General features: G+C 69.1%; 20 protein-coding genes and 3 pseudogenes. 14 read left to right on the top strand and 9 right to left on the bottom strand.

The genetic code is table 11. The features are described 5' to 3' along the window. Positions 1–9: 9 nt before the first annotated feature. Positions 10–168: a hypothetical protein gene (locus tag JT362_RS33205; protein ID WP_260195860.1), complete on the bottom strand. Its 159-nt coding sequence runs from the start codon at positions 166–168 to the stop codon at positions 10–12. A 165-nt stretch (positions 169–333) separates the two neighbouring features. On the opposite strand from JT362_RS33205, the gene JT362_RS33200 reads away from it, so the two are divergent. Both JT362_RS33200 and JT362_RS33195 read left to right on the top strand, forming a co-directional pair. Further along, positions 334–981, top strand: a complete 648-nt coding sequence (locus JT362_RS33200; protein ID WP_260195859.1) for a CBS domain-containing protein — start codon at positions 334–336, stop codon at positions 979–981. Continuing rightward, positions 978–2651 (top strand): annotated as a pseudogene (locus JT362_RS33195) (bifunctional acetate--CoA ligase family protein/GNAT family N-acetyltransferase); the annotation flags it as partial. The gene JT362_RS33200 and the pseudogene JT362_RS33195, both read left to right, overlap by 4 nt. Positions 2652–2987: 336 nt before the next feature. On the opposite strand, the pseudogene gap reads toward JT362_RS33195, so the two are convergent. From gap to JT362_RS33175, 4 genes and pseudogenes are all read right to left on the bottom strand, one after another. Continuing rightward, a pseudogene (gene gap / locus JT362_RS33190) lies at positions 2988–3977 on the bottom strand (type I glyceraldehyde-3-phosphate dehydrogenase); the annotation flags it as partial. 4 nt (positions 3978–3981) lie between these two features. After that, entirely contained in the window at positions 3982–5001 is a 1020-nt protein-coding gene (locus JT362_RS33185; RefSeq protein WP_260195858.1) for an Acg family FMN-binding oxidoreductase, read from the bottom strand. After that, the gene (locus tag JT362_RS33180) at positions 4998–5225 is read right to left on the bottom strand and encodes a hypothetical protein (RefSeq protein ID WP_260195857.1); all 228 of its coding nucleotides are present in this window, start codon (positions 5223–5225) and stop codon (positions 4998–5000) included. The genes JT362_RS33185 and JT362_RS33180 overlap by 4 nt, the downstream gene beginning before the upstream one ends. A 235-nt stretch (positions 5226–5460) precedes the next feature. Continuing rightward, on the bottom strand, positions 5461–5940 hold the full coding sequence (locus JT362_RS33175) for a universal stress protein (RefSeq protein ID WP_260195856.1): 480 nt from the start codon (positions 5938–5940) through the stop codon (positions 5461–5463). Between the two features lie 217 nt (positions 5941–6157). On the opposite strand from JT362_RS33175, the gene JT362_RS33170 reads away from it, so the two are divergent. The 3 genes from JT362_RS33170 to JT362_RS33160 are packed head-to-tail and all read left to right on the top strand — an operon-like array spanning position 6158 to position 7610. Continuing rightward, positions 6158–6427 carry a DUF1918 domain-containing protein gene (locus JT362_RS33170; RefSeq protein WP_260195855.1) on the top strand — a complete coding sequence of 90 codons (270 nt, stop codon included), beginning with the start codon at positions 6158–6160 and terminating at the stop codon, positions 6425–6427. Beyond that, positions 6424–6750, top strand: a complete 327-nt coding sequence (locus JT362_RS33165) for a hypothetical protein (RefSeq protein WP_260195854.1) — start codon at positions 6424–6426, stop codon at positions 6748–6750. The genes JT362_RS33170 and JT362_RS33165 overlap by 4 nt, the downstream gene beginning before the upstream one ends. Next, complete coding sequence (locus JT362_RS33160) at positions 6747–7610, top strand: universal stress protein (protein WP_260195853.1); 864 nt, start codon at positions 6747–6749, stop codon at positions 7608–7610. Before JT362_RS33165 ends, JT362_RS33160 begins: the two co-directional genes overlap by 4 nt. Positions 7611–7739: 129 nt before the next feature. On the opposite strand, the gene JT362_RS33155 is transcribed toward JT362_RS33160, so the two are convergent. After that, positions 7740–7940: a DUF7455 domain-containing protein gene (locus JT362_RS33155; RefSeq protein WP_260195852.1), complete on the bottom strand. Its 201-nt coding sequence runs from the start codon at positions 7938–7940 to the stop codon at positions 7740–7742. Positions 7941–8199: 259 nt separating this feature from the next. Between JT362_RS33155 and pflB the strand changes: the two genes are divergently transcribed. From pflB to JT362_RS33140, 3 genes are read left to right on the top strand one after another with little or no spacing between them, the layout of a single operon-like run. Continuing rightward, on the top strand, positions 8200–10458 hold the full coding sequence (gene pflB, locus JT362_RS33150) for a formate C-acetyltransferase (protein ID WP_260195851.1): 2259 nt from the start codon (positions 8200–8202) through the stop codon (positions 10456–10458). Then, the gene (gene pflA / locus JT362_RS33145) at positions 10455–11180 is read left to right on the top strand and encodes a pyruvate formate-lyase-activating protein (RefSeq protein WP_260195850.1); all 726 of its coding nucleotides are present in this window, start codon (positions 10455–10457) and stop codon (positions 11178–11180) included. Before pflB ends, pflA begins: the two co-directional genes overlap by 4 nt. A 16-nt stretch (positions 11181–11196) precedes the next feature. After that, positions 11197–12429 carry an acetyl-CoA hydrolase/transferase family protein gene (locus tag JT362_RS33140; protein WP_260195849.1) on the top strand — a complete coding sequence of 411 codons (1233 nt, stop codon included), beginning with the start codon at positions 11197–11199 and terminating at the stop codon, positions 12427–12429. A 227-nt stretch (positions 12430–12656) separates the two neighbouring features. Here the strand turns inward: JT362_RS33140 and JT362_RS33135 are convergent, their stop codons facing one another. Further along, positions 12657–13100 (bottom strand): hypothetical protein, encoded by a 444-nt coding sequence (locus tag JT362_RS33135; RefSeq protein ID WP_260195848.1) that lies wholly within the window; start codon positions 13098–13100, stop codon positions 12657–12659. A 155-nt stretch (positions 13101–13255) separates the two neighbouring features. Between JT362_RS33135 and JT362_RS33130 the strand changes: the two are divergent. The 3 genes and pseudogenes from JT362_RS33130 to JT362_RS33120 all read left to right on the top strand — a co-directional run. Then, positions 13256–13559 (top strand): annotated as a pseudogene (locus JT362_RS33130) (IS3 family transposase); the annotation flags it as partial. After that, entirely contained in the window at positions 13525–15222 is a 1698-nt protein-coding gene (locus JT362_RS33125; protein WP_260195847.1) for a polymorphic toxin type 30 domain-containing protein, read from the top strand. The pseudogene JT362_RS33130 and the gene JT362_RS33125, both read left to right, overlap by 35 nt. A gap of 20 nt (positions 15223–15242) precedes the next feature. After that, a complete protein-coding gene (locus JT362_RS33120) occupies positions 15243–15566 on the top strand; it encodes a hypothetical protein (protein ID WP_260195846.1) in 324 nt (107 codons plus the stop codon). Positions 15567–16447: 881 nt separating this feature from the next. Here the strand turns inward: JT362_RS33120 and JT362_RS33115 are convergent. Further along, positions 16448–19978: a CHAT domain-containing protein gene (locus JT362_RS33115; protein WP_260195845.1), complete on the bottom strand. Its 3531-nt coding sequence runs from the start codon at positions 19976–19978 to the stop codon at positions 16448–16450. A 72-nt stretch (positions 19979–20050) separates the two neighbouring features. Here JT362_RS33115 and JT362_RS33110 point away from each other — a divergent pair, with 72 nt between their 5' ends. The 3 genes from JT362_RS33110 to JT362_RS33100 all read left to right on the top strand — a co-directional run bounded on the left by JT362_RS33110 (position 20051) and on the right by JT362_RS33100 (position 22472). After that, positions 20051–20407 carry a hypothetical protein gene (locus JT362_RS33110; RefSeq protein WP_260195843.1) on the top strand — a complete coding sequence of 119 codons (357 nt, stop codon included), beginning with the start codon at positions 20051–20053 and terminating at the stop codon, positions 20405–20407. After that, positions 20404–21288 carry a hypothetical protein gene (locus tag JT362_RS33105; RefSeq protein ID WP_260195841.1) on the top strand — a complete coding sequence of 295 codons (885 nt, stop codon included), beginning with the start codon at positions 20404–20406 and terminating at the stop codon, positions 21286–21288. Before JT362_RS33110 ends, JT362_RS33105 begins: the two co-directional genes overlap by 4 nt. A 389-nt stretch (positions 21289–21677) precedes the next feature. After that, the gene (locus JT362_RS33100) at positions 21678–22472 is read left to right on the top strand and encodes an MBL fold metallo-hydrolase (RefSeq protein WP_260195840.1); all 795 of its coding nucleotides are present in this window, start codon (positions 21678–21680) and stop codon (positions 22470–22472) included. Positions 22473–22651: 179 nt separating this feature from the next. Here JT362_RS33100 and JT362_RS33095 read toward each other — a convergent pair whose 3' ends face one another. Beyond that, positions 22652–23839, bottom strand: a complete 1188-nt coding sequence (locus JT362_RS33095) for a site-specific integrase (RefSeq protein ID WP_260195839.1) — start codon at positions 23837–23839, stop codon at positions 22652–22654. Positions 23840–24508 lie beyond the last annotated feature (669 nt).

Raw genomic sequence — 24508 nt, 5'->3', positions numbered from 1 at the left:
TTCACCCGGTCACACTCCGTAGACGTCCTCGACGATCAGGTCCAGCCGGTGCACCCTCGGACCGATCCTGGTCGCGGCGGCCGCGGTGACCCGCTGCCGCACGAGATCGAGCGATCGCCACGCGAAACTCCGGTAGCTCACCGCGACGGCGAGCTCGACCACGAGCATCGGTTCGCCTTCCGTACTGTTTTCACAGGGGAATGGCCGGGTGGCGCGCCCGACGTCCCGAGCGGGCCGGGACCTTTGGCGCTCGGTCCGAGTGCCTGCGGCTCTGTCCGGGACCGTGTCGCACGACAAGACTTCTCAGTAGCAGGAGCGTGCTGAGGAGGCATGATGAGAGCAGCAGCGGTGGTGTCGGCCGGTCACCCCGCGGTCGCGGAGCTGACCGTGGCCGAGGTGATGACGCGGTGCCCGGATTCGGTGCCCGCCGACGCGCCACTGTGTGCCGTCGCGGCCGTTCTCGCCACCAACCGGGTCAGCGCGGTCCCCGTGCTGGACGGGTGCCGCCCGATCGGCGTCCTGTCCGAAGTGGACCTGGTCCGGGCCGGGCCGCGCGCACGCGGCGACCGCGCGTCGTTGACCGCGCGGCAGGTGATGACGGCACCGGTGGCCACCATCGCCGCCGACGAGCCGCTGTCAGCTGCGGCACGTCGGCTCGCCGCCACCGGGGTGCGGCGGCTGTTCGTGGTCGAGCACGGCCGACTGGTCGGCGTGTTGAGCCGGCGGGACCTGCTGCGCGGCTACCTCCGCGACGACGACGAGATCCGCGAGCAGGTCGAGCGCGACGGGCTGGCCACCGGTCACCAAGTGCTCGTTCGGGCGGACGTCCGGGACGGTGAGGTGCTGCTGCTCGGGCGCGCGGAGTACCGCAGCGACCTGCCCGGGATCGAGCGCGTGGTCCGCGCCGTCCCCGGGGTGGTGGCGGTGCGCAACCGGATGTCCTTCTGGTGGAACGACGAGGTCGAACGGAGTCCCCGATGATCGTGGCGCAGACGCCGGAAGGCGTGCGAGCCCTGCTGGCCGACGGCCGGATCGTCACGGTGCGTCCACTGTGCGGTTCGGATGTGGACGAGGTGCGGGACCTGCACGAGCGGCTGTCCGACCAGGACAGGTACCTGCGGTTCTTCGGATCGACCACGGCCAGGGTGCTCGACCGGATGGCGCGGCGCATCGCCCGCGACGACGACTACCGGCACGGCGGGCTGTGCGCCTACCTGGACGAGCGGCTGGTGGGGGTGGCGCACTACGAGGTGCTCGCCGACCCGGCCACCGCGGAGGTCGCGCTGGTGGTGGACGGCTCGGTGCAGGCCCGAGGCGTGGGCACCCTGCTGCTGGAACACCTGGCCTCGTCGGCTCGTCGACGGGGGGTGGTCCGGTTCGTGGCCGAGGTGCTGGCGGAGAACCGGCGGATGATCCAGGTGTTCCTCGACGCCGGCCTGCCGTACCGGATGAGCGTGGACGGCCCGGAGCGGCACGTGGAGATCTCCCTGGAGTTCGACGACCGGTTCGCGGCCGCGGTCGACGAGCGGGACCGGGTCGCCGACGTGGCCAGCCTCGCCTCGGTGCTGCGCCCGGCCTCAGTCGTCGTGGTCGGCGCCGGTCGGCGCCCGGGCACGGTCGGGCACGCGGTGCTGCGCAACCTCCTCGACGGTGGCTTCGCCGGCACCCTGACCGCGGTGAACCCGCACGCCGACCGGATCGCCGGGGTGCCGTGCTGGCCGTCGGTGACCGAGGTCCCCGGGCCGCCGGAGCTGGCCGTGGTGTGCCTGCCGGCGGCGGCCGTGCCGGACGCCGTCGAGCAGTGCGGTCGGCACGGGGTGCGCGCGGTCGTGGTGATCTCCGCCGGGCTCTCCGGCACGCCGCTCGCCGAGCGGGTGCTCAGCTCCGCGCGCCACCACGGCATGCGGTTGGTCGGCCCGAACTGTGTTGGCGTGGTCAATACCGCGCCGGGGGTGCGGATGGACGCCACGTTCACCCGCGGCCGCGTCCCCGCGGGAAGGGTCGGAGTCGTCACCCAGTCCGGCGGGGTGGGCATCGCGCTGGTCGAGGTGCTCGGCCAACTCGGGCTCGGCGTGTCCACGTTGGTGTCCACGGGGGACAAGTACGACGTCAGCGGCAACGACATGCTGCTGTGGTGGCGGGACGACCCGAACACGACGGCCGCGGTGCTGTACCTGGAGTCCTTCGGCAACCCGCGCAAGTTCAGCCGGCTCGCCCGCGGTCTGGCGCGCACCACGCCCGTGATCGCGGTGCGCTCGGCCGAGAGCGACGTGGCGCAGGCGGCCGCCGCCTCGCACACCGCCGCCGCGGCGACCCCGGCGGTGACCCGGGACGCGCTGTTCGAGCAGGCCGGCGTGATCGCCGTGGACACGGTCAGCGAGGCGACCGACGTGCTCGCCGCGCTCGCCTGGCAGCCGCTGCCGACCGGCCACCGCGTCGCGATCCTCAGCAACGCGGGCGGAGCCGGGGTGCTCGCCGCCGACGCGTGCGTCCACAGCGGACTGGTCCTGCCCGAGGTCGGCGCGGACACCCGCGAGCGGCTCGCCCGGCTGCTACCCGAACAGGCCAGCCTGGCCAACCCGATCGACACCACGGCCGCCGTGGCCGCCGAGGTCTTCGGCGACTGCCTGGACGTCCTGCTGGCCGACGAGAACGTCGACGCGGTCCTCGCCACCGGGGTGCCGACCGCCCTCGGTGACCCGGTCGCCGCGGTCGCCGGGATCGCGCGGCGTGCCGGCAAGCCCGTCCTCGTGACGCGGCCGGGGCAGTTGGCCGCGGTGAGCGGACTGGTCGACAAGGGCGTTCCGGTCGCGGCCAGCTTCGCCGACCCGGCCGCCGCCGCGGCCGCGCTCGGCCGGATCGCCCGCTACGCCGCCTGGCGCCGGGAGCCGGCCGGGCAGCCACCCCGCCCGGACGGTCTGCGGGTCACCGAGGCGAGAGCCCTGGTACGCGGCTTCCTCGACGCCCACCCGGAGGGCGGCTGGCTGGTCGAGGGTGCGGTTGGCGTAGCCCCACTCGTTGTCGTACCAGCCGAAGACCTTGACGAGCTGGTTCTCGACGGTGGTCAGCGAACCGTCGACGACGCAGGACGCCGGTTCGCCGAGGATGTCGCGGGAGACGATCGGTTCCTCGGTGTAGCGGAGGATCGACTTCATCCGGCCGTCCGCGGCGTCCGCGAACGCGCGGTTGACCTGTCCGGCGGTGACGTCGGTGGCCGCCACCTCGACGGTGAGGTCGGTGAGCGAGCCGTTCTCCACCGGCACCCGGACGGCCACGCCGGCGAGGCGCCCGGCCAGCTCTGGCAGGACCTCGCCGATGGCCGCCGCCGCGCCGGTGCTCGTCGGGATCAGGTTGACCGCCGCCGACCGCGCCCGCCGCAGGTCCTTGTGCGGACCGTCCAGCAGGTTCTGGTCGTTGGTGTAGCTGTGGATCGTGGTCATCAGGCCGCGTCGCACGCCGAACGTGTGGTGCAGCACGGACAACATGGGCGCCAGGCAGTTGGTGGTGCACGACGCGTTGGAGATGATGTGGTGCTCACCCGGCCGGTAGCTCTCCTCGTTGACCCCGAGCACGATCGTCGCGTCGACCTTCTTGCCGGGAGCGGTGATGACGACCTTGCGCGCACCCGCCGTGAGATGTGCGCCCGCCTTCTCCGCGGTGCGGAACTTGCCGGTCGCCTCGATGACGAGATCGACACCCAGGTCTCGCCACGGCAGCCGCTGCGGTTCCCGCTCCGCGCAGACGAGCAGGCTGCGCCCGTCGACGGAGATCGAGTTCTCGCCCGCGGTCACGTGGTGGGCGAAGGGACCGTAGGTGGAGTCGTGGCGCAGCAGGTGGGCGAGGGTGGCGGGATCGGTGATGTCGTTCACCGCCACGATCTCGATGTCCTTCTCGCCCATGGCGGCCCGGTCGGTGGCGATGCGCAGGACGTCCCGGCCGATGCGGCCGAAGCCGTTGACGGCCACTCGGATGGTCATGTGGTCACCTCTCGTGTCTGGCCCGCCGGGTTCCCGGCAGGAAGTCGACGGTCTTGTCGGTGGGGCGGCGCGGGCTGTGGGGTAGCGGTGGCGCGGCGGTGGGGAGCCATCCGGTGCGCACGACCAGGTGCGGGAGGGCGGCACCGTCGAGGACCTGGTCGCGGATCAGGGCTCGGGTGTCCGCGATCTCCAGGGGCTGGGACAGCGGGCAGGTGGCCAGGCCGAGGTCGGTGGCGGTGAGCAGGGCGGCGCTGGCCGCCTCACCGGCGCGCAGCAGGGACGTGGTGTCGTCGGCCGGGGTGGCGAGGACGAGGAGCTGACCGGCGTCCGGTTCTCCGCGGCCGGTCTCCACCTCGCCCAGGGAACCGCGGGGGAACGTCCGCATGGTGGTGTCCCCGTGCACGTGCTCGTGTCGCGGGCTGCTGGCGGAGAGGACGCCGTCCTCGGCCACGCGGCTGCGCCCACTCCACAGCGCGACCTCCATCTGGTACCGGACGTCGTCATGTCCCATCCGGTCGGCGATGTCGATGGCGCGGGTCAGCCGCCGCCGGGTCGACGCGTCGGTCACCGGGACGAGGAGCGCGCCGACCTCGGTCGCTCTGCGGACCATCAGGTCCAGGTGTCCCTCCGGCACGGGCCAGGAGGAGAAGCGCCTGCGGTCGGTGCGGCGGTGCGAGATCGCCGCGGCGAGCGCGATGTCCTCGTCCGACGGGAGGTGCGGGGACACCTCCAGGGCGGCGAGGTGGGTGGGGTCGCCGTGGTTGGGCACGCGCTGGACGGCGGTGTCCCAGCCGAGGGCTGCCATCGCCACCCGCAGGTGGTGTAGCGCTGCTCCGCAGCTGAGCACCAGGTCCCGTCCGGCGGGATCGGTGACCGGCAGTTGCCGGGCCGGGTCGGCCATCAGGTGGATCGAGCTGTCGCCGAGCAGCCAGCGCCAGGGCTGGGTGTTGTGCACCGACGGGGCCCGGTTGGCGAGTTCGAGCGCGCCGAACAGCGTGTGGTCGTCGGGCAGGTCGGTGTTCATCGGGCACCTCCTGAAGGTGGTCGAGGGGTCTGCCGGGCCAGCAGCGCGTCAGCGGTGTGGCCGGCCAAGGCGGAGATCTCGCCACAGTCCCGCGCGTCGCCCGGCTGCCGGCGTTCCAGGCCTCCGTCGAGGATGGCGACGGCCGCCACTCGTGGCCCGATCACCTCGGTGATCTCGCCGGGCGAGCCCGTCCTGCTCGCCACGGTCACCAGTACCCGTGTCATGGCACCACCGTGGCCGTCGACATCGCTGGCGGGGAGTGGCGTACTTCCCGACCTGCCGGGTCCGAAGTCCCTGCCGACATCCTTCGACGCGGTCCGAGTGCCCGCGGTTGGCCAGGCCCGTGTGGACGCACAGCAACCCCGCTGGTGTCGGCCGGACCGAGGCGGTCGCGGCCGATGACGGAATGCAAGGTCGTGTCCGTCACCGCGCGGTCCGGCCGGGGCGACGCACGGCCCGTCATCCGGCTTCTGGTCCGCGGACCGTTCGACCCGCCGGCACGAGGACGACCGGGATGCCGGAACGGCGGAGACATTCCGCGGTCACCCGGCCCAGCAGGAACTCGGTGATCCGGCGGTGCGGGGTGTGGCCCAGGACGAGCATCGAGGCGTTCTCGGCGGTCCGGACGAGCTCGGCCGCCGGGTCGCCGTGCAGGTGTGTCTCGATCACCTCCGGAGCGTTGCGCACCGCCGCGACCGCCGGGGCGACTGTCTCGTGCAGGCGGCTGTGCAACCGCTCCGCCGGTGGCGCTGTCCCGTAGGGCGCTGGGGCGTAGGAGGTTCCGGGCAGGAACCGCTCGATCGGCTGGACCTCGACGGCGGTGACCGTCTCGTGGTCGGTCGCCGCCCGGGCCAGTGCCCAGCGCAGCGCCGCCGCGCTCGCGGCCGAGCCGTCCACACCGACGACGATGCCCGGACTGTCGTTGTGCTTGCGGGTCATCGCTGTGCTCCTTCCTCTGCTCCGTCAACCGTCCGCCGCGAACCGCTCGCCGGGCAGGGGCGTTGGTCCCACGAGTTCGGTGTCGGCGGTCGTCGACGGCGTGCTGATCCGAGTGCGTACGGCCCTCGCTCCGGTGACTTGGTGCCCTGCCGGGGCGCCGTCGTACTCCCGACCATGGAGAGCGATAAAGCGGAACGCCCAGGCGGGAGGTCGGACGATGCGCGCCCAACCAGGTGACTGGCTCGTCGTCGAGCAGGCCAACACCGAACGCGAGGCCCGACGCGGCCGGATCGAGGAGGTCTCGTTACCCGACGGCGCGCCGCCCTACCGCGTGCGGTGGCTGGACACCGGTCGCCAGGCGCTGGTCTTCCCCGGCCCGGACGCCCACGTGGTGATCGCGGGAGAGCTGGAGGACAGGAACTCGCGAGCGGCGGACCGGGCCGCCCATGTCCAGCGGGAGATCCTCGAACACCGGAGGCGGTCGTGAACGGCGGTTCGAACTCGCTGCGCGAGGAGATCCTGCTGGTCCAGTCCCCGGTCACCCCGCCGCTCCAGTTGCCGGAGGCCCGCTCGGGCTCGGTCGAAAGTCCTGGGTTTCCGCAGGTTCTGCTGCCGCGTCGGCACGTCATCGGAGGAGGACGGGTCATGACACCTCTCTCCGCCGAACAGCCGTCGATCGTCGAGGTGCGCACGATCGTCGACCGGGACTGGCCGAAGCAGGGCGCCGGCGCGCAGCTGATCGTGAGCCAGTCCGTGTCGCACCACGCCGAATGCCCGATCGCGGTGGCCCACAGGGAGGAACAGCGGTGAGACCCGACCACGACCGGGTCCTCGTCGGCGTGTCCACGGTAGACGAACGGCTTCCCATGGTTCGCTGGGCCGCGGCGGAGGCCGCGGCCCGGGGCGCCGAGCTGCGTCTGGTCACCGCCGTACCACCCGCCACCGACCTGGAACGGCATCTGCCATCGAACTCCACGGCGGCTATCCACGAGCGGGCGCGGCATCGGTTGACACGGGCGACCCGCGAGGCGAAGAGCGCCCACCCGGAGCTGGGTGTCACCGCCGAGACGACGGACGGTGCGCCGACCGACGTGCTACCCGACCACGGCGAGTCGGCCGACCTGCTGGTGGTGGGCGCCGACGACCGGAGCCCGTTCGCCGAGGCGATGTCCGGATCCGTGCCCGGCACGCTGCTGACCACCTCGCCCTGCCCGCTCGCCGTGGTGCCGAAGACGGTGCCGCCCACCACCGCCGACGCACCTGTGCTGGCGGCCATCGACCAGCCGGGCACCTCGCTGGCCGCCCTCGCCTACGCGTTCGCCGCCGCACAGCGCGCGCACCGTCCGTTACGTGTGCTGCGGTGCCTGCCGGACGGGCGGCTCCCCGACACCTCGGAGCACGAGCACCACCTGATGGTGCTGGGCTTCGGCGCGCTGCACCCCGCGGTCTCGGTGTCCGAGGTGACCGTCCGCGGGGACCCGGCGGACGTGCTGGCCACGCACTCGCGCCGAGCCGCCCTCCTCGTGCTCGGTTCGCGCGGGCGTGGCCGGCTGGCCTCGACCCTGTTCGGCTCGGTGAGCCGTTACCTCATCCGCCGCAGCGGCTGCCCTGTGGTCGTCGCTCGGTCGCGCTCCGACAGCCACACCCATCTCGTCGGGGGAGAAGCATGACGGCCTTCCGCGGAACCCCGGAACCGCGGGAGCGGGGCCGGCAGAGGTCCTGCTCGAGCCCGGCGGTCCACACCGTTCCGAGCGCCGGAGGCCCGTCGTCATCGTTCCACGTTCGTTCCGGCCCGGGGTCTACACCTGTTCGGGGTCGCGCTCGATGACCAGGGCGATGGGCTCCAGCGCCGAGCGGAACCGGCGGGCGTGGTGCCGGCAGAAGACCAACTCGCCGCCGGTGTTGAACAGGACCAGAACCCTGGCTTGCGCGCTGCAGCGGTCGCAGCTGTCGTTGGTGCGGAACAGGTCGACGGTGGGGGTAGCGATGGTGCCGTTCATGACGAACTCCTGAGGGCCGAGCGGGTGGGTTCCCTGTCGGCATCAACGCTCCTCTTCTCGACCGGTCTCGCACACGGGCGTTGGAACGCGACCCAGGGAGCCGTTGGTCGCCGCCGGTCGGTCGAAGGTTCCTGCCGGGACGGGACGGAAGTCGGTCACAGGGACCTTGGTAACGCGTGGTCACGACGCTGGTCCCTGGGTCCCGTGCATCGATTCAGGGATGGTGGATCCCAGGAACGACAGAGGAGGGCAGTGTCTGATGGTCGCACCGGTGATCGAGTCGACCGTGGAGCCCCCGGAGTGGTCGGGCTTCCGCGGTGGGCGGTGGCGGGACGAGGTCGACGTTCGTGGCTTTGTGCGGGACAACCACACCCCGTACGAGGGTGGCGCGGAGTTCCTGGTAGGGCCGACGGAGCGGACCAGGTCGTTGTGGGCACGGCTCGAGGCGTTGTTCGTCGAGGAACACCGCCGGGGTGTGCTGGACGTGGACCGTGCGACGCCGTCGTCGATCACCGCGCACGCGCCGGGGTTCATCGACCGCTCGCGTGAGCTGGTGGTCGGGCTGCAGACCGACGCGCCGTTGAAGCGGGCGATCATGCCGGCGGGCGGGCTGCGGATGGTGGAGGCCGGCCTGGCCGCCTACGGCCACGAGCTGGACCCGGCAGTGAGGGAGATCTTCACCAAGTACCGCAAGTGCCACAACGACGGCGTGTTCGACGCGTACACCGAGGAGATCAAACGCGCCCGCCGTGCCGGGATCATCACCGGGCTGCCGGACGCCTACGGGCGCGGCCGAATCATCGGCGACTACCGCAGGGTCGCGTTGTACGGGGTCGACCGGTTGGTGGCGGCGAAGCGGGCCGAGCGGGCCCGGCTCGACGCGGTGCGCTCGACCGAGGCGGTCATCCGGGACCGGGAGGAGCTGGCCGAGCAGATCCGCGCGCTCGACGAGCTGCGGCAGATGGCCGCGGCCTACGGCGACGACATCGCGCGCCCGGCGGGTACGGCGCGGGAAGCGGTGCAGTGGCTGTACTACGCCTATCTGGCCGCGACGAAGGAGCAGAACGGTGCGGCCATGTCCATCGGCCGGATATCCACGTTTCTCGACATCTACCTGAACCGCGACCTGAACACCGGCCTCCTGTCCGAAGTAGACGCACAGGAGCTGGTCGACGACCTGGTCATCAAACTGCGGATAGTGCGGTTCCTGCGTACGCCCGCCTACGACGAGCTGTTCTCCGGGGACCCGACCTGGGTGACCGAGACGATCGGCGGCATCGACGAGGACGGCCGGACGCTGGTGACGCGCAACAGCTTCCGGTTCCTGCAAACCCTCTACAACCTCGGCCCAGCGCCCGAGCCCAACCTGACCGTGCTCTGGTCGCCGCGGCTGCCGGCCGGGTTCAAGCGATTCTGTGCCCGGGTGTCGATCGACACGAGTTCGATCCAGTACGAGAGCGACGAGCTGATCCGGCCGCGGTTCGGCGACGACGCCGCGATCGCCTGCTGCGTGTCGGCCATGCGGGTGGGCAAGCAGATGCAGTTCTTCGGCGCGAGGGCCAACCTGGCCAAGGCGTTGCTGTACGCGATCAACGGCGGCCGGGACGAGGTGACCGGTGAGCAGGTCACGCCGGCGTTTCCGCCGCTCGAGGGCGACTACCTCGACTACGCCGAACTGCGAACGGCCTTCGACCGCATGACCGACTGGCTGGCGAAGACCTATGTGGACGCGCTGAACATCATCCACTACATGCACGACAGGTACTCCTACGAGCGCATCGAGATGGCGCTGCACGACCACCCCGTACAGCGGCTGCTGGGCTGTGGAATCGCCGGGCTCTCGATCGTTGCCGACAGCCTCTCGGCGGTGAAACACGCGCGGGTCAGGGTCGTCCGGGACGAGAGCGGTCTCGCCGTCGACTACGCCGTCGAGGGTGACTTCCCGCGATACGGCAACAACGACGATCGGGTCGACGACCTCGCCGTGGAGATCGTCGAGGACTTCATGGCGAAGGTGCGACGCTACCCCGCCTACCGCGACGCGGTCCACACCCAGTCGGTGCTCACCATCACCTCGAACGTGGTGTACGGCAAGCACACCGGCAACACCCCGGACGGCCGCCGGGCCGGTGAGCCGTTCGCCCCTGGCGCCAACCCGATGAACGGCCGTGACTCGCACGGCCTCGTGGCCGCGGCGCTGTCGGTGGCCAAGCTGCCGTACGACCAGGCGCAGGACGGGATCTCGCTCACCGCCACCATCACACCGGCCGGGCTCGGCCGCACGAGGGAGGAGCAGATCACCAACCTCGTCGGCATCCTGGACGGCTACGTCGACGCGGGCGGGTTCCACCTCAACGCCAACGTGCTGAGCCGGGAAACCCTGCTGGACGCCATGGCACACCCGGAGAAGTACCCGCAGCTGACCATCCGGGTGTCCGGGTACGCGGTTCACTTCACCCGCCTGACCTCGGAGCAACAGCGGGACGTGGTCAACCGAACCTTCCACGACTCGCTGTGACCGGCTCGGTCCACTCCTGGGACATCTCGACCGGGACCGACGGACCCGGAACGCGGTTCGTCGTGTTCACCAGCGGGTGTCCGCTGCGCTGCCTGTACTGCCAGAACCCGGAGACCTGGCGGATGCGCGACGGACGCAGAACGACGGTCGACGAGCTGCTCCGCGAGGTGGTGAGGTACCGGCGGTTCATCGAGGTCGCCGGCGGCGGGTTCACCGTCAGCGGCGGAGAACCGTTGCTACAGCCGAGGTTCGTGGGTGAACTCCTGCACCGAGTCAAGGAGCTCGGCCTGCACACCGCCCTCGACACGTCCGGGTACCTGGGAGCGCGTGCCACCGACGCGCTGCTGGCCGACACCGACCTCGTCCTGCTCGACATCAAGTCCTCGGACCCGGCCCGCTATCGGAGACTGACCACCGTGGACCTCGAACCGACACTGGTGTTCGCGCGCCGGCTGGCCGCGATGGACAAACCGGTGTGGATCCGCTACGTGCTGGTCCCTGGGCTGACCGACGACCCCGACGACGTCGACCGGCTCGCGTCCTTCGTCAGCACGCTGCGCAACGTCGAACGCGTCGAGGTCCTGCCGTTCCACACCCTGGGTGCGGTCAAGTACGCGGATCTGGGTATCCCGTTCCCGCTAGCGCACACTCCGCCCCCCGGCCCGGACCTCCTGCGGCACGTCCGCGACCGGTTCGACAGGCGCGGAATCATCACCACCTGAATGGTATCGAGAGGTCATGCGAACACTTTCTGACTCCCAGCTCGCCACCGTGCTGACCCGGGTAGCCGGGGTGCCGCGGGTGGTGGTCAGCGGGAACTTCGCCACCCCCGCGCACGGGTTGGCGGTGCTGGACAAGTCGGTGGCGGAATACCGGTTGTTCGTGCTCAACGCCCAACCGGGCATGCCGGACCGCGAGGGGGTGACGCTGGAGACGCCGTTCGTCGGCGCGGGTATGCGTGGCCGCACCAGTCTGCGGTACTTCCCGTCCCGCCTGTCGCTCGTGCCGCACCTGCTGTCCCAGTCGCTGCCGCCGGACATCGTGCTCGTGCACACCTCCACGCCCGTGGACGGCACGGTGTCACTGGGGACGGAGGTGAACGTACTGCCGGCGGCGATCGAGGCGGTCCGGGCGCGCGGCGGCATGGTGATCGCCCAGGTCAACCCGCGCATGCCCTACCTCTACGGGGATGCGGTGCTGGCCTGTGACGAGGTCGACTACGCCATCGACGTGGACGTTCCGCTCGCCTCTCCCGTGCCGCGGCCGGTGAGCACCGTGTCCCAACAGATCGGTGACCGAGTGGCGTCGCTGGTGCTGGAGGGCGCCAGCCTGCAGCTGGGGATCGGCGCGGTCCCGGATGCGGTGCTGGCCGCGTTGACCGGTCGACGCGGGCTGTCGGTGTGGTCGGAGATGTTCAGTGACGGTGTGCTGGGACTGGAGCGGGCCGGCGCGCTGGACCCCGACGTTCCGGTCACGGCGTCGTTCGTGTTCGGCAGCGCTGAGCTGTACGAGTGGGTGGACCGCAACCCGCGGGTGCGGTTGCTGCGCACGGAGAAGACCAACGACCCCGGGCTGATCGCGCGGCAGCGGACACTGGTGTCGGTGAACGGGGCGCTGCAGGTCGACCTGTTCGCCCAGGCCAACGCCAGCCGCGTGCACGGAATGATCTACTCCGGCTTCGGCGGGCAGACGGACTTCGTGGTCGGTGCACTGCACTCACCGGGCGGCAAGGCGATCATCGCCCTGCCCTCATGGCACCCCAAGGCCGACGTGTCCACCGTCGTGCCGCGGCTGGCCGGACCGGTCACCTCGTTCCAGCACAGCTTCATCGTCAGCGAGCAGGGCACCGCCACCGTCTGGGGCCGCGACGCGGGCGACCAGGCGCAACAGGTCATCGATAACGTCGCCCACCCCGATGTCCGCGACGAGCTCCGCGATGCCGGCCGCCAGCTCGGGTTCCCACTCCGTTAGCGGCAACGGGTCGCCCGCTCCGGCAGTGGGTAGCCCAACCGCACGAGGTGAACCCTCGTAGAGAGGCGGGTGCACGATGCTGGCGCGGGACGTCATGAGTGGCCCGGTGGCCACGATGACCGCGGACATGCGGGGCTGCCGGACTGTTGGCGTCGGGTGGGTTCACCGCACTGCCGGTGGTCGACGCGAGTTGGGGTCGGCTCGCCCTGATGCCGGGCGGCGCTTCGCTACTCGGGTAGCGGCGTGGTGTGGACGGTGAGATAGATCAGGCCGTCGTCCTCGTGCACCGTGCAGCCAACGGTGTAGCTGCCGACGGTGTCCACCTGGAAGTCGTGGTTGGCGCGGTCAGGTACGAACACCTCGGTGTGCTCGGGCTGGCCGAGGACAGTGGTGATCTCCGGCAGGGTCATCCCGGCGCGCAGCGGCAGCCGCAGCGTCGCGAGCATGGCGGCGCTCGCGCCCGCGGGCAGCTCAGCGAGGTCGAGTGCGATCGAGCGCACTTCCTCGGGTTCGGACTCGATACGCAGCCACTCGGTGAACCCGCATGCCTCGCCGATCCAGTAGCGGTCGAGGTACTCCCAGCCGTCCAGCCGCTCCACCGTTCCCGGCGGAAGGAAGTCGGCGAGGCGCAGCCGACCGAACAAATCGTGGGAGATCGCGAGCGGGCCCATGGGCCGCAACGCTAGCGCGATCCGGATGATCAACCACGTCGCGTCTGGTGACGTCATCTGGGTGGTTTCAATGTTCGTGGGGCCAGCGGTGGTCGGCGAGGGTGCTTCGGGGTCGAAGCGCAGTTACGCGGTGTCGGGGCTGGTACCGAGGGCTGCTCTGGGTGTGTGACATCACCGAGCATCCCACCCGCGAAGGCAAACTCTACTGCTGCGCCGTGCGGGACGCGTTCAGCCGCAAGATCGTGGGCTGGCTACGACAACGCGATGATGGAGTCATTCTGGTCCAAGCTGCAGACCGAGCTTCTCGACCGAAAGAAATGGAAAACCCGGACCGAATTAGCCAACGAAATCTTCCAGTACCTGGAAATCTTCCACAACCGACAACGACGCCACTCCAAGCTCGGCTACCTCACCCCGGTCGAGTATGAAAGACTTCACGAACTACAACAACCCGCCTGACACTCCACAGACGACGGTCCGGAGAACCGGGGCAACGCCAAGGTGTCCGGGCAACGGGGGGAACCTCACGCCCCGTTTCACCTACGACCGCAACCGCCTCGCCACCGCGGTGACCGATGGTGTGACCGGCAGCTACAACTACGACCCGTTCGGTCGGCTGGACACCGTCTTCTCCGCCGACCAGATCGTCGAGCACTACGCGTACGACGGGTTCGACCGCACCACCAAACACCGCACACTCGACGACACCGGCGCCATCGTCGACACCACCTACCGCTACGACCCCCTCGACCGCACCACCTCGAAAACCGACCACGCCGGCACGGCGGACGCGAAGACCACCGACTTCGCCTACCTCGGCCTCACCGACAAAGTCGTCGCCGAAGAAATCGCAGGCCAACTCCAACGCACCTACCAGTACGACGCCTACGGCCGCCGCCTCACTCAAAACAAAAAGGACACCGACGGCGGCGGGCCCGAGGTCGCCGAGGACGCCTTCTACGGCTACAACCCGCACACCGACGTCGAAACCCTCACCACCAGCATCGGTGACACCAAAGCCACCTACGGCTATACCGCCTACGGCAACGACGACACCGAGGCGTTTACAGGGGTCGACAAGCCGGATGCGCAGCAACCCGGCAAGGAACCGTTCAACTACTACCGCTACACCGGCAAACGCTTCGACCCCGCCTCCGGCGGCTACGACATGGGGTTCCGCGACTACCAACCCGGTATCAACCGCTTCACCGTCCGCGATACATACAACGGGGCCATGGCAGACCTCAACCTCACCACCAACCCCTGGACCGGCAACCGCTACAGCATTGCCGGCGGCAACCCCATCACCGGCATCGAAATCGACGGCCACAGATACCTTCTCGGCGACTGCGTCTGCGGATCCACCCCACAACAAATCAAGCACGCAGTCCAAGCAGTAGAAGACGCCGGGGCGGAAAACGAGTGGATTCGGGAGAATTCGCCTCAATCGGTCGATGACCCGACCCAGCTCGCGTCGCTCTGGTCCGCGCAATACGGAGCGACCGATCGCGATTTCTGGCGCATGGGCATGGGCGGCGGCGAGAACGCATGCTTTGGCCGCAAAGGATGTCAGGAAGCATGGCGTCACATCCTCGATCATCCTGACGATGTCGCTGGAGCCAAAAGGATCGCCGCCACATACTGTCTCGACCACTTTGAAGAATGCGGTCAAGAAGGTGAATTCGAGCACGCGGTCAATGCTCACGTAGAGACTGCTCTGTTCGCTTTGCTCGGACTGAGATTAGGTGCATCGGGTGGGCGGGCTGCCAATACCCTGGGCGGGTATGGAAACCCGATGGCAATCGTGCCAAAGGGCGCCTCGATGCGTCGGCTGACACCGTCGTCTACTGGTGGATCACAAGTAGGCGTCGAGTACAAGTGGGTAAACAAGCAAGGGCAAACCATCCGCCTTCGTGCACACGATGCTGATCTGACCGCGCCCTTGGGATCGAACGCGGCCAGTGGGCCGACCTATCGGATCCAAGTCGGAGGACGGTACGCCGATGCACAAGGTAACCTGTACCCGAGAGGCGTCCACAATCCCAACAGTCCGAACTACGATCCGGCCGCGGCGAACGCGACGCACATCCCGTGGCCAGGAGGGATCCCGTTGCCATGGTAAGCATACAGAGGGATGAGGGGGTGCGGATTCTGGGGATCCTTCGGGACATTGTGAGTGCTGATTCGGCGGCTCGAGCTCAGGGGGCTGATGCTGCGACGGACCTCATACAGGAATACAGCGATGCGGAGACACTGATCCTGACTTTTGTTGTGGGATGCAGCTATGAGGTCGAGACCGACCTTGCGGCGCAGGAAGCACAGCTTCACTCGTTAGCGGAGTTCGCCGAACGAGGTGTGCTACCAAAATTTGTCTTGCGGCGTGTTCTTGGCGTGGGCAAGGCCGGTTTGGTGGGGTCTTCCCGTGAGCACTTTGATTATCTCGCCGAGGTCGCCGACACCGAATGACGGACCTTCTCGAATCGAGAAGAAGGCCCTGGTGGTCGGTGCCGGCGCAGCAGGCCCTGGCAGCGTTGATCGTAGCTATTCAGCTGGTGTAATGCTGATGGTAGCGGCCCCACTTGGTGGCTGTGTCCAGGTAGGACTGGACGATGGCGGAGTCGACGAGGTCAGCCAAGGCGCGCCAGCAGCCTCCGGACGTTCGTTACTGGATCTTGATCAGACAGTCCAAGCTGTCGAAGATGCGAGGGCAGAAAGAGAACGGGCCAACAAACAACTTACCAAAAACAATCGACGTTGACCTACTTTCTCGTGTGGTTCGCAGAGTTCCCTGGACTGTTCCGAGATCGGTGTGCCCGGCGAGACACGCCGGGCCGAAGGTCCGGCGAGATGGGTACTGTGAGTGATTCCCACTGGTGGTCGGCTTGTTCCCCGCTACGCGAGGCTCTCACTGCCCTCGACGGCAGCGGGGCTGCGCTCGCGTTCCTGCCCGAGGGAGCGCTTGACGACGGCATCCCCGCCGCGTGGTGGGAACTGCTAGAGAACATCCCGCTCCCAGAGGACAGCAAGCTCACCTGGTTGCTCCTCGATACCGGCCCCGTCACCAGCGTCGGCCCGTCGCACCAGTACCGACCGCTACCGCAACCGCAACCGTGCGGTGCTGGTCCATCGGAGCGGGCGAGACCGCCTCGCCGAGCGCTGGGAACGCCGCACCGACATCCACCACGGCTTCCTCACACTCACCACCAGCATCATCAGCTGGCGCCGACTCCAGACATCAATGCGTTAGGGGCTCTTGGTGAGTTGCCGAATGCGCAGACCTGCGGGCGGCGGGGGCAAAGTCGGCGAAGGCCGCCAGCCGGGTCATTGCCTCATCCACGTCCACGGGATCAGTTGCCGATGTGCACGTGCGCGGCCCACCGCGATGGCACGGCCGGGTAGGCGTCTCTCATGCCGCGCATCGTCGTGGTGAGCGCGGCGGCCGCCTGGACGGTGTCGGCGGGTCGGGTGCCGTGCGCGGTGAGCGTCTCGTACACCGCCACGGCGGTCTCGGCACTGTCTGCGGTATGCCACAGCGTGCCGATGACGCCACGGAAGCCCGCGAGGTGAAACGCCGAAGCCAGGTTCAGTGGCTCGTCGAACAGCTCTTGATCAGGACCGGCGGTGCCGCATGCGGACAGGAACGCGAACCGCGCTCGCGTGGTGCGCAGGCCGTGCACTAACGACGGCACGAACATCCCGTTGCTGAGCATCAGTCCGCCGAGATCGGGGTGCCCGGTGGAGTCGACCGCCCGGCCGTGGCAGGCGAAGTGGGCGATCGCGTGCTCGTGCAGGCCTTCGTTGATGGCGTCCGCGGAGGCGGCGGAGTCGACGAGCACCGTGGAGCCGGGCAGCAGCGCGGCCACCGCCTCGGCCTCGTCGCGGGCGTTTGGCAGCACGAGCACGCCGTCACGTTCGCCGACCCCGATGATGAGCGCGTTGTGGCGGGCGTCATGCGGCGGGGGTGTGGTGGCGGTGTCAGCGAGCGCGGTGAGCGACGGCGTGTACGAGGAGACAACGCGGTCGAACACTGTCTGTCCGGTGCGGTCGCGGTGCCTGCCCGCCGCGTGGAGCGGCAGCTCTGCCGCGATGCCGATCGGGCACCACCACAGCCGCGAGTCTGCGGCGCGATCGAGCACCGGCACAGCCGTGGTGTCCCACAACCACTCCAGCACGGCGTGCACGTCAAGCTGAGCCTGCTCGCGCCGGTCGAACGAGCACGTGGGATCCTTCACGTTGGCGAGCGCGGCCCGCAGCTTCCTGACCTGGGTGCGGGCGGTGACTTCGGTCAGCTGTGGCAGCGGCACGGCCTCGACGGGTTGCCTGTGGTCGCCGGAAACGACAATCGCGGTGCCGTGTGCGCTCACGACCACTGCGGTGCGCCCGACCAGGCGTTCGCGCAGCACCTCGAGGCTCGGCGGCATCAGCAGGTTCTCAAACCCCGGCACCGCCCGCACGGTTTTGATCAGCCCGTCCCGGCGCGCCGCGAGCCGCCTGATCCGTTCGACGGCCTGCGGCCGCGGGTCCCAGTCCTTGGCGGAGATGCGGCCCTGGTACTCCACCTCGATGTGGAACGTCACGTCGGAATACGAGTCGGCGTCGGCCAGGTCCTTCTCCACCTGGCTGAGCTTCTCGGCGAGCTGCGGCTCGATCTCGCGCAGTTTCGTCCAGCCGCGGCGGATCCCCCATGCGTCGGCGAACAGCACGGCCCGACACCGTTCGACCAGCTGCAGTGCCCTTTCCAGCTCCCCCGACCGCACACCCGCGTCCACCACCAGGTCGGCGAGACCGTCCACCTGCCGCGCGGCGTTCAGCCGTTGGGACCGGGGCAGCGCCCGGCTGATCGTCGTGGGGATCGCGGCGATCACCCGTTCCTGCGCGTCCAGCCACATCACCGGGTCCGCCTCGGCGAGCATCCTGGCCCGCGCCTGCTCGCACAGCATCCGATGCTCTGCGGTGGTGGCGGGGTGTGCCGCGACCGACTGGTACTGCCTGATAGCGAGTTCGCGCAGCTCGTCGGCCCGCAGCCCGCCGAACGTGGCGAGTTCACGAGCCGTGCGCGCCAGTGCGAGTGCCCGTAACGGCCACCAGTGGTGGTCCTGCGGAGTCTCGCGGACTGCCTTTTTCGCGAGGTCGAGCGAGTCGTCCAGGGCGTCCAGGTCACCGCAGTGCCGGTACCGGTGATACAGCAGGTCGGCTATCGTGCTCTCGATGCGTGGGTGGTCGGGGTGACCGGGCGGTAGCGACGCAAGCGCGGCCCGGTAGGCGCGTTCGGCCTCGCGGTACGGTTCCGCGTCAGTGACCGCCGTGGTGACCGCCTGGCTCTGCACAGCGGCGGCGTAGTTGTACAGCATCCCGACGCGGCGTACGTCGTCGGCAGGAATGGCTGCAACCGCCTGCGCACCCGCGTCGACGGCCTTGGCGAATAGGCTGTGGTCCTCGGACTCGGCCACCTTCCACGCCGCGGCGGACAAATCCGACCAGCGCAGCGCGAGCTCCTCGTCGCCGGGCGGAGTCAGCGCGATGGACTCCTCGGCAACGGTGATGGCCTCCTGGCCGGCCGCCGGGTTGGCGTCCAGCTCGAACTGCCTGGCCAGCGCGGACGCCAGGGTGGACAGCCGAAGTGCTCGCTCAGCGTCGTCGGGCGCCGGCATCTCCAGCAGGGCGCGGGCAGCGTCGACCGCGGCCGTCGCGTCGTCGGGGGAACCGGTCTGGACGGAGACGGTGGTGGCGGCGTGGGCGAGCGCCGTCAGCAGCTCCGCTCTGCGCGCGTCGGCGGGTGGGGTGGTGACCATCGCTTCGCTGACCGTGTCGTAGGCGAGCCAGATCGCCGTGTCGTCACCGCCGAGCTCCCACAGGTCGTTGTGCGCGCGGTAGAGGCCCAACAGCGCGTCCAACCTGCCCTCGTGGTCGAGCGGAAGCCCGAGGGTGAGCAACCACGCCTGGTCTCGCCGTTCGACCAGCACGCCGGGCCCGATTTCCCGTCGCAGCAGCGCTTCGACCTTGTCGCGCTGCGCCTGCAGTGCGCGAGGATCGCGGTGACAGGTCAGCAGGAACTGTGCTACGTCCGCCCCGATCCGACTACTGACCTCGCGCTCGAGCTGAGCGAGCGCGGGCAGCGCGGCGCTGTGGCCGAAGTCCCGCTCCAGCGCGTCGGCGAGGTCGCGGCACGTGACGAGCGCACCCGCCAGGTGGATCGGCGCGCCCCCGTTCGCATAGAGATCGGACTCGTACTGCGCGAGCTCGATCACGATGTCGCGCCACACCGGACGTTCACGCAGTGCCAGCTGGGTGGCGGCCCGATAGTCGGCGATCACCCCGCTTCGACGCCACCCAGCGTTCGCCCTGGCACGGGCGCGGTCGACCAGCCGGCGAGCGCGTTGCGGGTCGTCGTGGGGCGTGCGGGCCAACGCCCACGCCAACCCGTTGACGACGTTCTCTGCGTAGTCGTTCGTGCCGCGGTACTCGTCGAGCGTGAGCAGCAACGCGCATTGGTCGACGGTGAGTGCGACCGTCATCCGCTCGTCGTCGACCGCGTCCAGCAACGCCGTGTAAGCGTTGACGAAGTCGACGATCGACCCGGCGTCCTGACATTCGTGGAAATTCGCCCGTGCCTCCAGCAGGTCCCAGTACCGTTCCTCTGCCGTGACAGCGGCGACCGCGAGATCGGCGTCCTCACCCACGATGGACGCTGCGCACTCCCGGTCGATCAGCCCTTCGAAACCGCTCTGCGCGCGGTATCGGTGCCAGTGCGCCCGCGCGAGGTGCGGCAGCAGGTGCCGAGGGCACTGCGACGGCGGCGGGAGGGCGGCGGCGAGCAGTGCGCCGACGTCACCGGAGTACTCGAAGTTCTCGACCACCAACCGAACGTCGTCATACACGCGAAGCCCCCTGACCCGTTCCGTCCACGGTAGCGTGTCGGGGATCGCGAAGAAGGGGGAGCGGAGATCGGCATGGCATCAACGACCGGTCCACGTGTCGAAGTGCTCTGCCAACAAGCAGGAGAGGCACTGGCGGAACGCGCCGCGCGGTACGGGGTGGCGGACGTGCTGGCCAGGGTCGTCGCGGCGGCGTCTCGTGGCAACGTGCCAGCAGCCGACCTCGACCTGCTCGACAGCGCCTTCGCCGAGCACGGCATCGACCACCTGACACGGGCATACCGCAGCTTCCAACCGTGGCCGGGAGCGCGGAACGTGGTCGTCACAGCATGGGTGTGCCCGACGGGCGCGTGCCCGCGCGTGGCGACCGACAAGCCGCCGTCGTGCCACCTCACCGGCCAACCATTCCGCGAAACCACGGTTGAGCTGTGAACGCCTTCCTCACCGAGCTCGGCAGGAATCTGGTGGGCCGCTGGGCCACCGCGCTCACGCTGCCCGCCGCAGTGTTCGTGGCGGTCACGATGGTGGCGGCCGTGCTCGGGCACTCGCACGCCCTCGACGTCGCGCTACTGCGGTCCCACGTGATGACGGTCTCCACGGGCCCGGCTCTGGCGTGGGCCGCAGCGGGCTTCCTCGCCGCGACCGCCGTGGTGTGCCTCGCGGTGACCGCACTGGGCGACGTCGTAATCGCCACGTGGGGAGCCACGGGCACGGGCCTCGGCAGGCCGTTCACCGCGCTGCGTCGTCGCCGCTGGCAGCGGGCAGTGGCGAAGGCGGACACCGCAGTCAAGGCGGTGCTCGCCGGTCCGGACGACCGCCAGGCCAGGCTCAGGGCGCGTCACGCGGTGCTACGACGCGACGCGATCTCCGAGATCGAGCCGACCTGCCCGACGTGGGCCGGCGACCGGCTGCGTGCCGTCGCCGACCGCGTCCGTCGTAGCACCGGCCTCGACCTGACCGCTACCTGGCCGCGCCTGTGGCTGGTACTGCCGGACGCGACCCGAGCGGAGGTGGCGACCAGTCAGGAGCGGTGCGCCTCGGCCGCTCGCACCCCGATGTGGGCCCTGGCGTGCCTGGCCGTCGGCGCGTTCTGGTGGCCCGCGCTCGTACCGGGACTGTGGTTGTCGCTGATGTCGCGACGACGAATCCGCCGCTCGGTCGGTGTTTACGCGGACCTTGTAGAGTCCTCGGTCGACCTGCACAGCCGAGACGTCGCGAATCAACTCGGATTTGAGCTGACGGGCCAATTAACCCCGGAGATCGGCGCGCAGGTAACCGCAGCGTTCCAAAAAACCCGGCACGCCCCTCATTAGACCCTGGCTGGCCATCGTCCCGTCGCCGTCGGCGATCCGCCGTCCCACTGCGGCCCACTCCGAGGCGATACGGTGCTGCCGAGCGAGGCGCAGCGCGTTGAACGCCGACTCCATCCGCCGACGGGTGGTGCCACTGCCGTGCTCGACCCTTGTGCCGAGCGAAGCGAGGAACTCCATCTCGTAGGTGAACGCCTTCGGCGAGCAGCCGTGGTCTCGATGTGCAGCGTGCCGAGCCCCCGCGCGAGCCTGTCCACCCGTTCCCGAAGCCGGGCCTCCTCGGTATCCATCCCGCCCACCTCCTCGTCCCAGGGCCGCAGCGTGGCCCACGTCCACCGGGAGAACCGGCGCGAGTCGACCCCGGCAGGCCGACGGCTCCGTCGCGCGTGGACATGTCCCGACTGGTCGAAGCCGCCGGAATCGTCGGTCTTGCTGCCGATATCGCCGATACCGTGGGCGACTGGTTGCCCGCCCTCCTCGCCGCCTACGTCACCCCACCGCGTCCGCCGGCCCAGGTGCGTGAACGCGTCCTCCAGGTGGCCGTGCTGGGTGGTGGCCGGGCGATCGGTGGCTCCTGCGTACTGATCACGGCCGGCGATACCCGGTTGCTGATCGACGCTGGGACTCGCCCCACGGGGCGCTCCATTGCGGAGATGGCGCCGGAGCGCATCGACCGGGCCGTCGCAGGGCCACTGCACGGTATCGTCGTGACCCACGCCCACAACGACCACGCGGGCTGGGTCCCCGCACTGCTGGTCGACCAGCCCGGGATCCCGGTGTTCGCCACCGGTGCGACCGCCGCGTTCCTGGCCACGATGTGGTTGGACTCGGCGAAGGTGCTCGCGCGCCGTAGCGACGAGAACGACGCGGCGGAAGCCTCTCCCGCGCCCTACCTGCGCGAGGATGTCAAGCACGCTCTCGAGCAGGTCCGCGAGGTTCCGTTCGGAACACGGACGCGCATCGGGGACGTGGAGGTCGAACTCTTTCCCGCAGGACATATCATCGGCGGCGCCGGTGTCGTCGTGCATGCGTACGGCCGACGCGTGGTCGTCTCCGGTGACGTGTCGAGGCCCGGACAGAGCACGGTCGGCGGCATCGAGGTTCCGGAGTCGGCCAAGGGCGCGGACCTGCTGCTCCGTGATGAAGGAGAAGGAGAAAATCAGGAGAGTTCACTATGCCGTTCATGAGGTGAACTGCCTTCAGCGGACCTGAGCTGCTCTGTTCTATGCATGGAATTCTCTATTTCCGCAGGTCGCGGGAATTATGCAAACCGGCTGGGGGTCAAGGGGTCGCAGGTTCAAATCCTGTCAGCCCGACGGTCGCGACCAGGTGGTCTGCTGTTCGTAGCAGACCACCTGGTCTGTTTTCAGGCACTTGTGGTCGCATTGTGGTCGCAGCGGGCCAGGGCGGCTTCGATGGTGTTGACCGCGTCGTTGGCGAGCGGTTTGAGCAGGTGCGCGTAGATCTCGGTGGTCGTCGATACCGTGGAGTGGCGCAGTGTTCTGGATGCCATCACCAGCGGGACCTGTGAGCTGAGCATGGTCGTCGCGGCGAAGTGTCGTAGGTCGTGCACTCGGATCCTGGGTAGCCCTGCTTGCGCGCTGAGATCGTGGAAGTGCCGTAGAACGTAGTCGGGTCGCAGTGGTTGTCCGGTTCGGCGGGTGAATACCAGGTCGTGTCCGGGCTGGCGTGCTGCTTGACGGCGCAGGGCTGCGATGACCCGGTCGGACAGGCTGATCCAGGCTTGGCTGCTACGGGTTTTGGGCGTGGTGAACACCGGTGTGGTGTTGTTGATGTTTGACAGCGTGTAGCGGACGAATAGCAGCCGTTCGTCGAGATTGATGTCAGCCCAGTGGAGAGCAAGCGCTTCTCCTCTGCGCATGCCGGTGCCGATGATCACTTCGAACAGGTCGGTGAGGGGGTCATCGTGGTCGGCGCAGTGGCGCAGGAATCGCGCTGCCTGTGTAGGAGTCCAGCACGTTGGCTCGTATTTGGGTGGACGGGGGATAGTCACGTATCTGGCGGCGTTGTGGGGCAAGCGCCGTTGCCGGACGGCGTCGTGGAGTGCGCTGGATAGCGTGGCCACGCAGCGGCGGATGGTGGTCAGGCCGCGGCCGGCGGTGATTTGGTCGTGGACGAACCGCATCACGTGGCGGTGGTTGAGTGTCTCCAAGCGCAGGTGTCCGAGGCTGGGCAGCAGGTCCTGTGCGATGTATCGCTGGTAGTTGGCGATAGTCGTCGGTTTGAGTGTCAGCGTTTTGGTGCGCATCCAGTCGGTGAGGTAGTCACCGACGGTCTGCCGGTCATCGATCACGAGGCCGGTGTGCTCGTACTCGAGGATCTTGGCCAGAGCGGCTCGTGCTTCCTGCTTGGTAGCGAAGCCACCTCGACGACGAGTCTTGCGCTTGCCCTCTACCGGAGCCAGATCGACGGCGTAGCTCCAGCGGCCGTGGCTTCGGTTGTCCAGTTTCGGGCAGTGAGGGCCAAGTTGGTCGCCACTGTCATCTCGGCATGCGCACCGACGGTAGACCCGTCCGCGGGTGGGATTCTGCATGATCAACTCCTTGCGCCGGACGTGTTGACGAGCCGGTTGACTCGTCTGGCGGCAGGCTGCGACCACACTGCGACCACTGCGCCCATTTGTGCTGGTAGAGCGGCCGCACTTGTCGCCACGTCAAGAATCGGCCTTTCAATGATCGGCGGGGATCACCTGATCCGGGTTCGTCCTTTCACTCACGGTGGCGGGGGTTGCCGTGGGCTCAGCTCGGCGATGACGAACACATGCGGGTGGCCGTGTCCGTCGAGGTGTGTCCGCAGAGGGCCAACGAGAGAAGGCGGCAGGGCGATCGTGCGGGTCCAGCGGTCGTGGGCGGCCCGAGCTCGACCCGCCCGTTCACCTCGTGCAATGCGCCGGTGTGGGGGTCGATGACGATGGCCGCGTCGTCAAGGTGGAGGTTGTGTCGGCGCAGCCCGGCGAGTTCGCTCCAGCGCGCGCCGTCCAGGCGGCGGTGATCGTCAGCCAGCCCAGTCCCCCCACGAGCGCGGCGCTTGGGCGGCGACGCCGAGGGTTTGTTCGGGGTTGGCCCAGACTCGTTCGGTGCGGATCTCGTGGCGTTTCCCGCGGCGTCGGGTTGGATGGGGTTGGTGGCGATGAGGCGTTCGTCGGCGGCGTCGGCCAGCATCATCGACATGACCTTGACGATTGTGACGACGGTGGCCTGGG

The organism is Actinophytocola gossypii, from assembly GCF_025165815.1.
In the GTDB taxonomy this organism is placed as follows: Bacteria; Actinomycetota; Actinomycetes; order Mycobacteriales; family Pseudonocardiaceae; genus Actinophytocola; species Actinophytocola gossypii.
This window is presented reverse-complemented; position numbering and strand designations above follow the sequence as displayed.